The 15,381-nt window shown below is 45.1% G+C and carries 10 protein-coding genes, 13 tRNA genes and 3 rRNA genes; 7 read left to right on the top strand and 19 right to left on the bottom strand.

Going from position 1 to position 15,381, the window contains the following annotated elements; all coding sequences use genetic code 11:
- The first annotated feature begins 3 nt into the window (after positions 1-3).
- The 7 genes from AB3Y94_RS00285 (at position 4) to AB3Y94_RS00255 (ending at position 4,952) form a co-directional block, all read left to right on the top strand.
- Complete coding sequence (locus AB3Y94_RS00285) at positions 4-414, top strand: ImmA/IrrE family metallo-endopeptidase (protein WP_367294640.1); 411 nt, start codon at positions 4-6, stop codon at positions 412-414.
- A 100-nt stretch (positions 415-514) separates the two neighbouring features.
- On the top strand, positions 515-1,252 hold the full coding sequence (locus tag AB3Y94_RS00280; RefSeq protein WP_367294639.1) for a zinc-ribbon domain-containing protein: 738 nt from the start codon (positions 515-517) through the stop codon (positions 1,250-1,252).
- A 129-nt stretch (positions 1,253-1,381) separates the two neighbouring features.
- Positions 1,382-1,705 carry a hypothetical protein gene (locus tag AB3Y94_RS00275; RefSeq protein ID WP_251953147.1) on the top strand — a complete coding sequence of 108 codons (324 nt, stop codon included), beginning with the start codon at positions 1,382-1,384 and terminating at the stop codon, positions 1,703-1,705.
- 670 nt (positions 1,706-2,375) lie between these two features.
- Positions 2,376-2,597, top strand: a complete 222-nt coding sequence (locus tag AB3Y94_RS00270) for a hypothetical protein (RefSeq protein ID WP_042749418.1) — start codon at positions 2,376-2,378, stop codon at positions 2,595-2,597.
- Between the two features lie 182 nt (positions 2,598-2,779).
- On the top strand, positions 2,780-2,998 hold the full coding sequence (locus AB3Y94_RS00265; protein WP_024855613.1) for a hypothetical protein: 219 nt from the start codon (positions 2,780-2,782) through the stop codon (positions 2,996-2,998).
- A gap of 84 nt (positions 2,999-3,082) precedes the next feature.
- A complete protein-coding gene (locus AB3Y94_RS00260; protein ID WP_367294638.1) occupies positions 3,083-3,694 on the top strand; it encodes a hypothetical protein in 612 nt (203 codons plus the stop codon).
- Positions 3,695-3,767: 73 nt separating this feature from the next.
- Positions 3,768-4,952: a tyrosine-type recombinase/integrase gene (locus AB3Y94_RS00255; RefSeq protein WP_367294637.1), complete on the top strand. Its 1,185-nt coding sequence runs from the start codon at positions 3,768-3,770 to the stop codon at positions 4,950-4,952.
- A 164-nt stretch (positions 4,953-5,116) separates the two neighbouring features.
- Here the strand turns inward: AB3Y94_RS00255 and AB3Y94_RS00250 are convergent.
- The 19 genes from AB3Y94_RS00250 to AB3Y94_RS00160 all read right to left on the bottom strand — a co-directional run bounded on the left by AB3Y94_RS00250 (position 5,117) and on the right by AB3Y94_RS00160 (position 15,378).
- Positions 5,117-5,201 (bottom strand) — tRNA-Leu (locus AB3Y94_RS00250).
- A gap of 31 nt (positions 5,202-5,232) precedes the next feature.
- A tRNA-Cys gene (locus AB3Y94_RS00245) sits at positions 5,233-5,303 on the bottom strand.
- Between the two features lie 57 nt (positions 5,304-5,360).
- Positions 5,361-5,433: transfer RNA gene (locus AB3Y94_RS00240), tRNA-His, on the bottom strand.
- 14 nt (positions 5,434-5,447) lie between these two features.
- Positions 5,448-5,518 (bottom strand) — tRNA-Trp (locus AB3Y94_RS00235).
- A 7-nt stretch (positions 5,519-5,525) separates the two neighbouring features.
- Positions 5,526-5,608 (bottom strand) — tRNA-Tyr (locus AB3Y94_RS00230).
- 5 nt (positions 5,609-5,613) lie between these two features.
- A tRNA-Phe gene (locus tag AB3Y94_RS00225) sits at positions 5,614-5,686 on the bottom strand.
- 52 nt (positions 5,687-5,738) lie between these two features.
- Positions 5,739-5,812 (bottom strand) — tRNA-Asp (locus AB3Y94_RS00220).
- Positions 5,813-5,837: 25 nt separating this feature from the next.
- Positions 5,838-5,910: transfer RNA gene (locus AB3Y94_RS00215), tRNA-Val, on the bottom strand.
- Between the two features lie 4 nt (positions 5,911-5,914).
- A tRNA-Glu gene (locus AB3Y94_RS00210) sits at positions 5,915-5,987 on the bottom strand.
- A gap of 12 nt (positions 5,988-5,999) precedes the next feature.
- Positions 6,000-6,090: transfer RNA gene (locus AB3Y94_RS00205), tRNA-Ser, on the bottom strand.
- Between the two features lie 9 nt (positions 6,091-6,099).
- Positions 6,100-6,172 (bottom strand) — tRNA-Asn (locus AB3Y94_RS00200).
- A 7-nt stretch (positions 6,173-6,179) separates the two neighbouring features.
- A 5S ribosomal RNA gene (rrf, locus tag AB3Y94_RS00195) occupies positions 6,180-6,296 on the bottom strand.
- A 69-nt stretch (positions 6,297-6,365) separates the two neighbouring features.
- A 23S ribosomal RNA gene (locus AB3Y94_RS00190) occupies positions 6,366-9,284 on the bottom strand.
- A gap of 175 nt (positions 9,285-9,459) precedes the next feature.
- Positions 9,460-9,532 (bottom strand) — tRNA-Ala (locus AB3Y94_RS00185).
- A 22-nt stretch (positions 9,533-9,554) separates the two neighbouring features.
- Positions 9,555-9,629, bottom strand: a tRNA-Ile gene (locus tag AB3Y94_RS00180).
- A gap of 82 nt (positions 9,630-9,711) precedes the next feature.
- A 16S ribosomal RNA gene (locus AB3Y94_RS00175) occupies positions 9,712-11,277 on the bottom strand.
- Together the 16S, 23S and 5S rRNA genes with 13 tRNA genes alongside form the textbook arrangement of a ribosomal RNA operon.
- Positions 11,278-11,837: 560 nt before the next feature.
- Complete coding sequence (locus tag AB3Y94_RS00170) at positions 11,838-13,895, bottom strand: LTA synthase family protein (RefSeq protein ID WP_367294636.1); 2,058 nt, start codon at positions 13,893-13,895, stop codon at positions 11,838-11,840.
- A gap of 135 nt (positions 13,896-14,030) precedes the next feature.
- Positions 14,031-14,267, bottom strand: coding sequence for a YkuJ family protein (locus tag AB3Y94_RS00165; protein WP_367294635.1), 237 nt, complete (start codon positions 14,265-14,267; stop codon positions 14,031-14,033).
- Positions 14,268-14,343: 76 nt separating this feature from the next.
- The gene (locus tag AB3Y94_RS00160; RefSeq protein WP_367294634.1) at positions 14,344-15,378 is read right to left on the bottom strand and encodes a YbhN family protein; all 1,035 of its coding nucleotides are present in this window, start codon (positions 15,376-15,378) and stop codon (positions 14,344-14,346) included.
- Positions 15,379-15,381: the final 3 nt, after the last annotated feature.

The following is a 15,381-nucleotide window of genomic DNA, read 5'->3' as shown; positions in this document are numbered from 1 at the left end:
TGTATGGACATAATTATCGTTAATCTTATGAAATACGCGTACGATCATAAAATAACCGTAATTTTAACCAACCATTTTGATTGTCATACTCCTTCTGCATCCCGACCTGATACTAAAACGATTGTTGTTAATACGAATTGGCATGAGAAGAAAGAAATCCCCTTCCAAATGGCTCATGAACTAGGACACGTCGTTAATGGCGATGAAGGAACACTCTACTATTCTAGTTTCTCCAACAAGTCAAAGTATGAACGCGCGGCCAATATGACCGGATTAGACATTTTGATTCCAATTTATGTTGATGCTACTGGATACACGTTCAATAATGTATCTCCCTTTATGGAACAATTTGGCATCCCCAGCTGTCTACTAAATGCTGTAATTTCACGATTTAAAAAGTGCATCAATAACTAGAAGAAACGCATTGATTAGATTTTAATGCGTTAGAGACTAATATTTCCGTCCACACCCGACGACGTTAAAAGCTGTACATATTTTTAGGAGGAATTATCTTATGGATAATGATACGAAAACGCATTGCACTAATTGCGGAAAGGAAATACCGTCAAAAGTTGATTTTTGCCCTTTCTGTGGTGCTAAGCAGGCATCTTCAGCGAGTAGCGATCAAGCAAAAGACGTCGAAAACGCCGAAGATAAGATTGAAGGTTCGCCCAAGAAACCAAAGAAAAAATGGTATAAGCGTTGGTGGGTTTGGATTGTAATTGTTATTTTAGCCATTGGAGTTATTGGTGCCCTTGGCAGTTCTGATGATTCGGATTCATCATCTTCCTCTGATGAATCTTCTGCAACATCCACTGCAAAAAAGAATAGCTCTTCCAGTTCCAGCAGTAGTACATCAACTTCCGTACGCAAATCCGTACAAGTTCTCGATAGTAACAGCGAAGATCAATTAGCCGAAAAAGGGGAAACTAACGCCAACCAAATTAGATACGGAGAATTAATCAAATCTAATGATTATTACGGAAAGCCCTACTCTATTAGTAAAGGAGAGGTCCTACAAGCTAGTGAAAGCAAGGACGTTACGACATTACTTGTTTACATCGATGACGACACAGATCAACTATTTGAAGTAGCAGTTCGTGGAAAAACTAAGGCGATTGAGGACGACTATGTTTCCATCAATGGTGTTCTAGATAAAATGACTGACTATGATACACAGTCTGGTGGCTCTAATACCGTCCCGGTAATATTTGCAAAAAAAGCAACAGTCGTTGGTCATGACGATAATTAGTCCTTATTTTTAATTAAGTAATAAGCTCCTAGCTTCTGTCTGGTGACTCCCCTCGGTTCGATTCCGGGGAGAAGCATTTGTCCACACCCGATGACGTTAAAAGCTGACTACATATTTCAGGAGGAAAGCATGAAAAAAATCTGTTTAACATTAACTATTGCATTGCTTTCAAGTAGTGTAGCCACTACTGCATTAGCCAGTTTACCAGGGTGCAATTCTTCCTATTGGTATAAAACCCGGACGATGCACGTAAAAAAATCCGTCACTGCTTATCAAATTAATCCCCAAAGTTGGAAAACACATGCAAAAAAGCGCTTAAAGATTGGAACCAAAATTAAGGTTTATAATTCAGCCAATTTAAGTTGGACATTGAAGTCTTCTAAGCTAAAGAACACTAGCGGTTATGTTTGGGTCGTTAAAGGCCATTACAATACCAAGTGGCTAAAAAAATAGCTGGGCATATACAGTAATCACGTAACTACATTTTGTGAAAGGATTCATTTCTGATGGACGCAAACTTCCTTCATTTCAGCGATTAGCAAATATTAGAAAAAAGAATAAATTTGCTGAATTTGAAGTAGACGAATAGCCTTCAACATCTAATAACAATTGACCCATCCCCTGGAATCTCAAAACTATCCTCAGTAATGTTATCATTAATCCCCATGTCGTTATAGTTATCGCTTCTAACCATAACTTGAGTATCCGAATTAAATTGCTGAAGAAAACTAATCATTTCTTTTACTGTCATAGATTTTTGCAATGTAACTCACCTCATTTTGTCAGTATTCATCACGATTATAAAACACACGTTTGCTTTTTACCACAATTATCCGAACCCTCAGCTCAACAGGATAGAGCACTAGTTTCCTAAACCGTAGGATGTGAGTTCTGTTCTCGTAGGATTCATTGGGTTCAGTTGGTTCGAGTCCAACAAGGTCCATTTAGGTAACTATCTGAGGAGATGACTTTAACGTTAAGGAAAGATGTTTTTCAATTGATAAATGATCTAATCGACCACTTACCAGTTATTGCTCTGATTGTATTAGTTATCATAATTGTGTCCTTTTACGTTTTTCACATACGGTCAAAACACTAACTTTTGCATTATGGAGGTAATTAAATGGTTTTTACTGATGTATTTAATGTTAAACATGACGACTGCAAGATCATTCAAACTCAGAACGACTTCAAACGTGTGTTTATTATTGAAAATGAACAGGGAGTACGTTTTACCTGTTTGAAAGATGATGCACCTCGCTCTTCCAAAATTCACGATCATTGGAAACATGCCAAGCCTAGTGACTCTCCTGATGCACATCCTTTTCATGATAAATTTGTGTAACTGGATTGTTATATGCCTAAGACGTAGCTTCTGCCTGGTAACTCCCTTCGATTAGATTTCAGGAATAAGCATAATTTCAAAAAATGTTGTAGTCAATGTCGACAATTATTATCACTGGTCTATTATTTTCGTCCAATTCGTATGGGTATAATTTATGTCCAACTGATATGGGAGGCCTTAATATGGATTTCGTTGATGTCTTCAATGTTAAACATGAGAACTGCAAAATTGTAGAGACTCGGAATGAGTTCAACCGCATTTTTATTATTGAAAATGAACAGGGCGAACGCTTCACCTGCCTTAAAGAAAATGCGCCTATTGGTAAAAAATTTGGTGGACATTGGAAACATGCTAATCCACAAGATTCTCCTGAGGCTCACCCTTTCAGAAATAGATTTTAAAGCCTTATCAAGTGTCTATTCAATTATCCTATTGTCCACACCCGACGACGTTAAAAGCTGTACATATTTTTAGGAGGATCACTTATGAGAATAATTGGTTGGATATTAATTATAGTAATCTGCTTATGGGCATACGGTGCCTATAGTGAAAATAAGGAGGGAAAAGAAAAAACCAAGACAAGCACATTTGTAATTGCGGCATTAATTATGCTTTTTGTGGGCTTTCCGATGGCCTTTCACCATACGGCTACAAAAGCAGCAACATCACACCACATAACTAAAACTGAAAAGGCTTCATCATCGAAAGCTAGTTCAAAGCGAGAATCATCTAAAAAGGAAAAAGCCCAGGTCAATAAAGCCAAGGCTAAAAATGAAAAAGAAAACCTAGCAGACTACAAAAAGGCACTTAAATCTGTTCCGAAAAAAACAAAAGGCGCTATCACAGACGCTTACGTTGATAAAGATAGCGGTGAAACAATGGTCACGTTATCCGATGACGCTCTCGGATACTCAAGCAATGAGCTGAAAACTGTAGTGAAGACCGCTTGGAATTCAATTGGCAACTTAAGAGACAATTACACGCCATTTCCTGACGACGCTGGCTCGACTGAAATGTACATTACTATTCAAGACAGTGCTGGTAACAAGATTGCACATACTTCCCTGATGGGATCATTTAAGTATGATGGCGAATAATTTAAACTTAGCCCTTAATTGGTCTTTTCTTTAACGTGTTCAAAGAACATACGTTCTAAATGGAGGAATTATCATGGCACAAATATTCAAACGCGGTGACAGCTGGAAGGCCAAGGTCTACTTCAAAGACATTCACGGCAAGCGGACGTCACGCTCACAGGAAGGATTTCGCACTAAGAAGGAAGCCGAAGTGGCCGCCCGGGTGATGGAAGACACTTACAAGAACGGATCCGACGTCGACGACAAGAACATCTCTTTTAGCGACTACTTTCAGAAGTGGTTCCACATCTTCCGGGAACCTGGTCTGTCAGATACCACAATTGCCCGGTACCAGTATACCATCAACGTCATTGATGAGTATTTCGGCGACAACCTCTTCCGTAAGATCAAAACGGCCGACTACCAGGAATTTCTCAACTGGTTCGGGAACGGAAACGGCAAGGACGCGAAGCCCCACGCTAAGGCGACCGCTGACAAAATCAACACACACATCCGGGCCGCTGTCCGCAATGCAGTCAACGATTCGGTCATCAGCCGGGATTTCACGCAAAACACTCACGTCGTCTACGACAGCAGCCGGACCCGTGAGATCAAATGGCTCTCATATGACGATGCAGCCAAGCTGTACAACTACACGCTGAACCACTTGGAAGGCATTGACGTTGTCCCCTATATGGTTCTGACTGCCCTACTCACCGGCATGCGCCAGCAAGAAATCGCGGGACTTACCTGGGACGACATCGATAGCAAGGGTGGCTTCATCAAGATCACGAAGACCTGGAACTGGACGAAGCGTGACTTTGGCCCCACCAAGAACCCGGCATCCGTCCGGACCATCTCGATTGACCGCAACCTGGTGAACATCTTGACCAAACTGCAGTATGAGCAAAAACGCTACTTGAAAGTTAACGACAAGACCAATCCACACAGCCTGGTTTTTCTGTCGCGCTACAACCGTGTCCCCTCTTCTAAGGCCCTCAACGACCGGTTACACGAACTGATGAAGGACGCCGACATCAACATATACCTGCGGTTCCACGGGCTCCGGCACACTCACGCGTCCATTCTGCTGTATCAGAAGATGTCGATTGCCTATATCAGCCACCGACTTGGTCACCAGGACATCGCCACAACAACGAAGACTTATCTCCATATCATCAAGGAACTGGAGCAGGAAGAGACCGTCCGCACCCGTGAGATCTTCACTGACCTGGGGAAGAAGGCCGACTGGTCCGACTTCAAAGTCAAGGCCGAGTGATGGGTGCACCCAAATGGGTGATTCTCACTCCTGAATGGGTGCACCTTGGGTGCGCACTTTTGCAAAACCATATGCGAATATATTTTTTTAGATATAAAAAAGAGCAGGAACGCTGTTATATCAACGTTCCTGCTCTTTTGAAAGTGGTTTATGAATTATAGTTATACCGGAGGTGGGGTTCGAACCCACACGTCCTCAACGGACACTGGATTTTGAGTCCAGCGCGTCTGCCAGTTCCGCCACTCCGGCAAAAAAATTCTGATTGGATACACCCAGTCAAAGGTGGTAATCGGATTCGAACCGACGATGAAGGTTTTGCAGACCTCTGCCTTACCACTTGGCTATACCACCATAATCGTCTATCCAATCTGACTGGACCAACTGTTTCTCTAAGATGCCCCAATCTAGGGCGGTATGTGGGAATCGAACCCACGCGTGCCGGAACCACAATCCGGTGTGTTAACCCCTTCACCAATACCGCCATCACATTACAAACAGGGATAGTAGGAGTTGAACCCACATCGACGGTTTTGGAGACCGTTGTTCTACCATTGAACTATATCCCTATAATGATGGTGGGGAGTGGATTCGAACCACCGAACCCGAAGGAGCGGATTTACAGTCCGCCGCGTTTAGCCAGACTTCGCTACCCCACCATAAATGGCGCGGGACGGAATCGAACCGCCGACACATGGAGCTTCAATCCATTGCTCTACCGACTGAGCTACCGAGCCATACCATCATGTAATATGTTTGTTGTGTATTAAATTGTTAATAACATAACAACGGTCCGTACGAGACTCGAACTCGTGATCTCCTCCGTGACAGGGAGGCGTCCTAACCAACTAGACCAACGAACCATAATATGAATTTGCTATGTTACGATGGAGGATACAGGGCTCGAACCTGTGACCCTCTGCTTGTAAGGCAGACGCTCTCCCAACTGAGCTAATCCTCCAAAATGACCCGTACGGGATTCGAACCCATGTTACCGCCGTGAAAGGGCGGTGTCTTAAACCACTTGACCAACGGGTCATACTCATTAAACGGAGAGTGAGGGATTCGAACCCTCGAAACAGGTTAGTACCCGTTTACAGCATTTCCAATGCTGCTCCTTCAGCCACTCGGACAACTCTCCATTATAAAGCTCCGGCAGGCGGGCTCGAACCGTCGACAACCTGATTAACAGTCAGGTGCTCTACCAACTGAGCTATGCCGGAATAATTCGCGTAGCGACGTCCTATCCTCGCAGGGGGCGATCCCCCAACTACTATCAGCGTGCTGAAGCTTAACTTCCGTGTTCGGCATGGGAACGGGTGTATCCTTCAGGCTATCGCCACTACACTATGAAAGAACTTCTTCTCTCAAAACTAGATATTATTCAATTATTTCCTTTGAGAACACCAACTCTACTTGGTTAAGTCCTCGACCGATTAGTACTGGTCCGCTCCACGCCTCACAGCGCTGCTACTTCCAGCCTATCTACCTGATCATCTCTCAGGGGTCTTACTTCCATATAGGAATGGGAAATCTCATCTTGAGGCGAGTTTCACACTTAGATGCTTTCAGCGTTTATCTCATCCATACATAGCTACCCAGCGATGCGCCTGGCGGCACAACTGGTACACCAGAGGTATGTCCATCCCGGTCCTCTCGTACTAAGGACAGCTCCTCTCAAATTTCCTACGCCCGCGACGGATAGGGACCGAACTGTCTCACGACGTTCTGAACCCAGCTCGCGTACCGCTTTAATGGGCGAACAGCCCAACCCTTGGGACCGACTACAGCCCCAGGATGCGATGAGCCGACATCGAGGTGCCAAACCTCCCCGTCGATGTGGACTCTTGGGGGAGATAAGCCTGTTATCCCCAGGGTAGCTTTTATCCGTTGAGCGATGGCCCTTCCATACGGTACCACCGGATCACTAAGCCCGACTTTCGTCCCTGCTCGACCTGTCTGTCTCGCAGTCAAGCTCTCTTCTGCCTTTACACTCAGCGAATGATTTCCAACCATTCTGAGAGAACCTTTGGGCGCCTCCGTTACTTTTTAGGAGGCGACCGCCCCAGTCAAACTGCCTACCTGACACTGTCTCCCACCACGATTAGTGGTGCGGGTTAGAGTGTTCACACAGCGAGGGTCGTATCCCACCAGCGCCTCACTCGAAACTAGCGTTCCGAGTTCTACGGCTCCGACCTATCCTGTACAAGCTGTGTCAACACCCAATATCAAGCTACAGTAAAGCTCCATGGGGTCTTTCCGTCCTGTCGCGGGTAACCTGCATCTTCACAGGTAATATAATTTCACCGAGTCTCTCGTTGAGACAGTGCCCAGATCGTTACGCCTTTCGTGCGGGTCGGAACTTACCCGACAAGGAATTTCGCTACCTTAGGACCGTTATAGTTACGGCCGCCGTTTACTGGGGCTTCATTTCTGGGCTTCGCCGAAGCTAACTCATCCACTTAACCTTCCAGCACCGGGCAGGCGTCAGCCCCTATACGTCATCTTACGATTTTGCAGAAACCTGTGTTTTTGATAAACAGTCGCCTGGGCCTTTTCACTGCGGCTGCACTTGCGTGCAGCACCCCTTCTCCCGAAGTTACGGGGTCATTTTGCCGAGTTCCTTAACGAGAGTTCACTCGCTCACCTTAGGATACTCTCCTCGACTACCTGTGTCGGTTTGCGGTACGGGTAATTAATCACTAACTAGAAGCTTTTCTCGGCAGTGTGACATCTGGCACTTCCCTACTAAAATTCGGTCCTCGTCACGCCTTGTCCTTAGCGATAAGCATTTGACTCATCACCAGACTTGACGCTTGAACGCACATTTCCAATCGTGCGCATACCGTAGCCTACTGCGTCCCTCCATCGTTCAAACATGATTAACTAGTACAGGAATATCAACCTGTTATCCATCGCCTACGCTTCTCAGCCTCGGCTTAGGTCCCGACTAACCCTGGGAGGACGAGCCTTCCCCAGGAAACCTTAGTCATTCGGTGGATCAGATTCTCACTGATCTTTCGCTACTCATACCGGCATTCTCACTTCTAAGCGCTCCACTAGTCCTTGCGGTCTAGCTTCGTTGCCCTTAGAACGCTCTCCTATCACGCGACCTATTGGTCGCATCCATAATTTCGGTAACATGCTTAGCCCCGGTAAATTTTCGGCGCAGGATCACTCGGCTAGTGAGCTATTACGCACTCTTTAAATGGTGGCTGCTTCTGAGCCAACATCCTAGCTGTCTGTGCAACTCCACATCCTTTTCCACTCAGCATGTATTTAGGGACCTTAATTGATGGTCTGGGCTGTTCCCCTTTCGACGGTGGATCTTATCACTCATCGTCTGACTCCCGGATATAAATCAGTGGCATTCGGAGTTTATCTGAATTCAGTAACCCATGACGGGCCCCTAGTCCAAACAGTGGCTCTACCTCCACGATTCTTAACTCCGAGGCTAACCCTAAAGCTATTTCGGAGAGAACCAGCTATCTCCAAGTTCGTTTGGAATTTCACCGCTATCCACACCTCATCCCAGCATTTTTCAACATACACGGGTTCGGTCCTCCAGTGCGCTTTACCGCACCTTCAACCTGGACATGGATAGGTCACCTGGTTTCGGGTCTACGTCAACTTACTGCAACGCCCATTTCAGACTCACTTTCGCTACGGCTCCGATCTTTACATCTTAACCTTGCAAATTAACGTAACTCGCCGGTTCATTCTACAAAAGGCACGCTATCACCCATTAACGGGCTCTAACTAATTGTAGGCACATGGTTTCAGGAACTATTTCACTCCGCTTCCGCGGTGCTTTTCACCTTTCCCTCACGGTACTGGTTCACTATCGGTCACTAGGGAGTATTTAGCCTTGGGAGATGGTCCTCCCGGATTCCGACCACGTTTCACGTGTGTGGCCGTACTCAGGATCCTGAACTGAGGGTCAACGATTTCATCTACGGGGGTATCACCCTCTATGCCGTGCCTTCCCAGACACTTCGATTATCATTGACTTTGGTAACTCAAATGTTCAGTCCTACAACCCCAACGAGCAAGCTCGTTGGTTTGGGCTGTTCCCCGTTCGCTCGCCGCTACTTAGGGAATCGATTTTTCTTTCTCTTCCTGTGGGTACTTAGATGTTTCAGTTCCCCACGTCTGCCTCAACTTAAGTATGTATTCCCTAAGTTGTAATAGTTGGTTAAAACTACTGGGTTTCCCCATTCGGAAATCTCCGGATCAAAGCTTACGTACAGCTCCCCGAAGCATATCGGTGTTAGTCCCGTCCTTCATCGGCTCCTAGTACCAAGGCATCCACCATGCGCCCTTCATAACTTAACCTAACGATTACTTCGTAATCGCTGATTAATTGAGTATTAGCGATATAAACTAATTAAAAGAACTCAAAATTACGCGGTGTTCTCGGTTTAATTATCTTTAATAAAAATAATTAATAAGAAAATAATTGATAATATCTAGTTTTCAAAGAACAAATTCCTTGATGCTTACGCATCAATGGAGAATAGCGGGATCGAACCGCTGACCCCCTGCTTGCAAAGCAGGTGCTCTCCCATCTGAGCTAATTCCCCAAAATGATGACCTCGCGGTCAATGGGCATAAATGGACTCGAACCATCGACCTCACGCTTATCAGGCGTGCGCTCTAAACCAGCTGAGCTATACGCCCAAAATCATTTAGTTGAGAGGTAAGCCTCTCAAAACTGAACATTGTTTCGCCAAAGTATGTGTAGCCTCCGTATATTCCTTAGAAAGGAGGTGATCCAGCCGCAGGTTCTCCTACGGCTACCTTGTTACGACTTCACCCTAATCATCTGTCCCACCTTAGACGGCTGACTCCCGAAGGTTATCTCACCGGCTTTGGGTGTTACAAACTCTCATGGTGTGACGGGCGGTGTGTACAAGGCCCGGGAACGTATTCACCGCGGCATGCTGATCCGCGATTACTAGCGATTCCAACTTCATGTAGGCGAGTTGCAGCCTACAATCCGAACTGAGAACGGCTTTAAGAGATTAGCTTAGCCTCACGACTTCGCAACTCGTTGTACCGTCCATTGTAGCACGTGTGTAGCCCAGGTCATAAGGGGCATGATGATTTGACGTCATCCCCACCTTCCTCCGGTTTGTCACCGGCAGTCTCACCAGAGTGCCCAACTTAATGCTGGCAACTGATAATAAGGGTTGCGCTCGTTGCGGGACTTAACCCAACATCTCACGACACGAGCTGACGACAACCATGCACCACCTGTATCCATGTCCCCGAAGGGAACGTCTTATCTCTAAGATTTGCATAGTATGTCAAGACCTGGTAAGGTTCTTCGCGTAGCTTCGAATTAAACCACATGCTCCACCGCTTGTGCGGGCCCCCGTCAATTCCTTTGAGTTTCAACCTTGCGGTCGTACTCCCCAGGCGGAGTGCTTAATGCGTTAGCTGCGGCACTGAAGGGCGGAAACCCTCCAACACCTAGCACTCATCGTTTACGGCATGGACTACCAGGGTATCTAATCCTGTTCGCTACCCATGCTTTCGAGCCTCAGCGTCAGTTACAGACTAGACAGCCGCCTTCGCCACTGGTGTTCTTCCATATATCTACGCATTCCACCGCTACACATGGAGTTCCACTGTCCTCTTCTGCACTCAAGTCTCCCAGTTTCCGATGCACTTCTCCGGTTAAGCCGAAGGCTTTCACATCAGACTTAAAAGACCGCCTGCGCTCGCTTTACGCCCAATAAATCCGGACAACGCTTGCCACCTACGTATTACCGCGGCTGCTGGCACGTAGTTAGCCGTGGCTTTCTGGTTAAATACCGTCAACTTCTGAACAGTTACTCTCAGAAGTGTTCTTCTTTAACAACAGAGTTTTACGAGCCGAAACCCTTCTTCACTCACGCGGCATTGCTCCATCAGACTTTCGTCCATTGTGGAAGATTCCCTACTGCTGCCTCCCGTAGGAGTTTGGGCCGTGTCTCAGTCCCAATGTGGCCGATTACCCTCTCAGGTCGGCTACGTATCATTGTCTTGGTGGGCCTTTACCTCACCAACTAACTAATACGCCGCGGGATCATCCAGAAGTGATAGCCGAAACCATCTTTCAAACAAAAACCATGCGGTTTTTGTTGTTATACGGTATTAGCACCTGTTTCCAAGTGTTATCCCCTGCTTCTGGGCAGATTTCCCACGTGTTACTCACCAGTTCGCCACTCGCTTCAATGTTGAAATCAGTGCAAGCACGTCAATCAACGGAAGCTCGTTCGACTTGCATGTATTAGGCATGCCGCCAGCGTTCGTCCTGAGCCAGGATCAAACTCTCATCTTATAGATGATGTGCTTGAATAGCTCATCGATTGTTGTTACATTTTTAAAAGCGAATTGACTTCGCAAATATTGTTTGGGTTTGATACCAAGTATCAAACCGCCCTACACATATTTGGTTTGTCGAAACAATATTCAGTTTTCAAAGGTCTACCAGTTATTAACGAAACGATTAACGCTCCGTGACAACTTTTAAAGTATATCATGCTGTCAAAAACCTGTCAATCAATTTTTAAACAACTTTTTGAATAAATATCGAAGTTATTTGAATCAATTGAATAATTATTCTCAACAACGTTTACTACTATATCAAGAATCAAGCAGACCGTCAAGCCTTTTTTTAAATTCTTTAGCAGTGAAATCTCGTTGCTGTCATAATGTTTGTTCCGGTTAATGACAACAAAAAATAGTTTACCAATATCCAGCCGCCTGGTCAAGGGGAAAATGAATATTTACTGAAATAAATTGCAACTTTACCCGTTAAGGTCCCCCATTTGCCCCATCCAACCACGGAAAAACCCCCACTACCATCGCTGGCAGTGAGGGTTTATTTGAATCGGTGGTCTACTTCAATTCAGGCGCATCGGTCTTATAGTCTGTGGTCTTACCATCATTTTTAGCAAGCGCACTCGTCTTTTCCTTCTTTTCCACCTCAGCCAATCTTTCCATGGCCGGCTTGTACTTATAGGTAAAGGACGATTTATCAACCTTAGCAAAACCTGCCGGCTTATAGAACCGCAGCAAGTCACCGTAAATCACCCGATCAGATAACGAAAGCTCCGTCGTCACGTGGTTCTGCAATTGATCAACCGCCTTTTTCTGAGCCGCTGTCAATTCCAACACATCCCCGGTCTTTGTATCATAGACAGTTCCCCCGAGTTTGGTGTACTTCGGCGAAACAAAGTTACCGTTCCGAAATGCAACGGTCTGATTCCGATTCTTAGCCAGTAAGTCCTGACCAAACTGCACCGTATCCGTGTTCTTGACTCCTAACAGGTCCAACAACGTTGGTAAGACATCAATCTCTCCACCATAGGTATGGTTGATGCCCCCCTTGAGTCCAGTAGCGTGAATCATGAACGGTACCTTTTGGAACTGAGCCAGGTCAAAGTTAGTGACCTTACTCTTCCCTAACAACTGTGCAATCGCTGGCCGGTGATTATTTGAAATACCATAATGATCACCATACGCCACAATCACACTATTTTTATAAAGGCCCACCTTCTTCAGGTAGCTTAAGAACTCTGCAAAAGATTGATCCAAGTAATGAGCCGTCTGAACATAAGGGTCCACAGTCTTATCCCCAGTTTTAGTCGCTGGGAAATCTGTGTTCTTCTTATCTAGTTCGTACGGATAGTGGTTCGTTAGCGTAATCAGCTTCGCATAGAACGGTTGTGGTAACTGTTCTATGTATTTAGCCGACTGTTTGAAGAAAATCTTATCCTTAAGTCCATACCCCACCGTATAACCAGATTTCTCAGTGTAGTAGCTAGAACTAAAGAAGTACTGATAGCCCCATGACTTGTAGGTGTTATCCCGATTCCAGAAACTCGGCACATCCCCATGGAATGCGGCCGTCGTATACCCAGCCTCCTGACTTAGAATGGCTGGCGCTGCCTGGAATGTATTTTGCGTCCCATACGTCGTCATCGCTGACCCCTGCGGTAATCCAAACAGGGAATTTTCCAACATCATTTCCGCATCAGAGGTCTTCCCCTGTGCTACCTGATTATAGAAGTTGTCGAAGGAAAGCGTGTTCTGATTATGATAGAACTTGTTTAGAGTCGGTGTGACCTCTTTCCCGCCAACCTTATAGTCGAGTAAAAATTGTTGAAAACTCTCCAAATGAATCACAAAAACATTCTTTCCCTTTTCCTTACCGTAGTAGGAAACGTTAGGACTGACTTGATTTTGCTTAAGATACTTCAACACACTCTTCATATCACTGGCATTGGCACTCGCCCGCGTCGCACTTTCCTTTTGTGTCTGATAAGCGTTAAAGGCCGCGTACTCGTTTAACCCGAGATACTTCACGATATAGTTGTTGTCAAATGTCCGCGTCAACAGTCCCGACCGGTTGGCATTCGCCATCCCGAACTCTGCAAACATAAGACCAAACGATAGAACTGTGATTGAAAAAGCATACCGCCGCTTGAATGGTCGCGCATCAATTCGAATCACATGTGTAACTAGTAAGACAATCAAAACAATGATATCCAAGTAAACAAAGAAATCATATAAGTGGGTAATCTGAGCCATGCTCTTCCCCAGGTTATTCCCAACATCACTGGACCCCTTCATGATCCCAAATGAAAGGAAGTCCGAGAATTCCCGGTAGTAAAGGACGTTCGCGAAGATCCACGTCGACTCTAACACATCGATGATCATCATCAGCCAGTAGGCCAACCGTCCCCGGAAGTAGAGGGCAATACCGAATACCAATAAAGTTGCCGGTAGTGGATTGATTAGCAGTAGAAACTGTTGCACACTCCCCTTCGCGCCTAAAGTGAATTCGGTTTGATAGGCAATATAAGTCTTTACCCAAAATAGAACGATGACTAACAAGAAGAAGCCCATTCGGGTGTTCAACCAGTTTGTCTTCCGTTTAAAAAAGTTCGCCATGAGACAGCCTCCAGAAAATAATTAACATTACTACAGTATAGCTGATATCGAGGGGTAATCAATTCGATTCAATAACCTTTGAAAAAATTCAATGTTTAGTCTAAAAAAAACAAAACTATGGCACCCATAGTTTTGTTAGTTATCCGTCAGTAAATCGAATAATTCGATAGCGACTAAATCAATGTTATCAAACTCGAAAGTTATTTCCGGATTGTGTTCGGTTAATGTGTAAGTGTGGGTCAATTGGTTAAATACGACCGTAGCTTGTTCCACGCCTTCTTTTTCAAAACGACGGGGTTGTGGCTCGTCGGTAGCATCTTCTTGCATCGCCTTTAAGCGATTGATAATGCCAATCAGTTGAGATTCTTCCATGGTTGGTCCCCTTTCTAGCTTTCATAATGATTTTACCAAACTTGGGCCACTATGGCACGCCCTAATCCAGAAAATCTTAGTCATTTACCTGATTCTTCTCTTCGACAACCTTGTCTGGACGGATTATCATCGCAATCAGACCAGCCAACATCCCTAAGTAATAGGTTAACAAACGCCACAAAATCATTGCTAGAACTAATTTACTATTCGACGTGATATAACTCCTAAAAATCATTTCAAAGCTATACTCCGCTCCTCCAGAGCCTCCAGGAATTGGAAATAGTGAAATCACCATCACAATCAGAATATGTAAACTGGTTACCATCACAATACTGGCCGACGTATAGCCGAGCGCCAACATAATAAAATACGGAATTAGATAGTAAAACATCAGTTGGAAAAAGGTAATGACAAACACCCGTAGCATGAGTTTTCCTTGTCCGCTGATTCGGACACTTTCCGCGTAGAATGAATCAATCTTCCCGTTAAGGTTGGCTTCCATTCGTTCAAACCGCTTGGGTTTCATAAACCACCGCATCGGGTACAGGATGACCCCCACCATCTTCTTCGTGAATGCGTACCAGAACATGACCATCAACAGACCAACAATCACCGCAAAGTGAATAGTAAATCCGAAAACGACCAGCCAAGCCAGTGCGTGCAGTTTATCCTGAATACTGTGGAACCCAATCAACAGTGCAAACAAGAAGTTGATGACAATCATAGATTGGTATACCACAAATTTCATCAACAGAACTGAACTGGCTTTACCCGCATCGACCCCGGTCTGCATCAACGCAATTAGTTGGGCTGGCTGCCCACCAGATGAAAACGGCGTAATCCCGTTGAATAACTGTTCGACCATAGGAATCCGTAGCGCGTCCTTAAACGTGAAGCCTGTAATTCGGTCAGAAATGAAGACCTTTACGATCCACGCTTCCAACCCTAAATAAATCACCATACACAAGACGGCGACCCCAAACCACCAGAAGTTAATGTGTACGAAATCATTGATCAAAACTGAAAATTTAATGTCACGGAGTGAGTAGGCGAAAATGGCAATCCCCAAAAGTAACATTACAGCTAGTACCCATTTATTTCGACGTGACATTCA

It is taken from the genome of Levilactobacillus yonginensis (assembly GCF_964065165.1).
GTDB lineage: Bacteria > Bacillota > Bacilli > Lactobacillales > Lactobacillaceae > Levilactobacillus > Levilactobacillus yonginensis_A.
The sequence above is the reverse complement of the archived record's forward strand: the minus strand, read 5'-3'. Positions and strand labels throughout refer to the sequence as shown.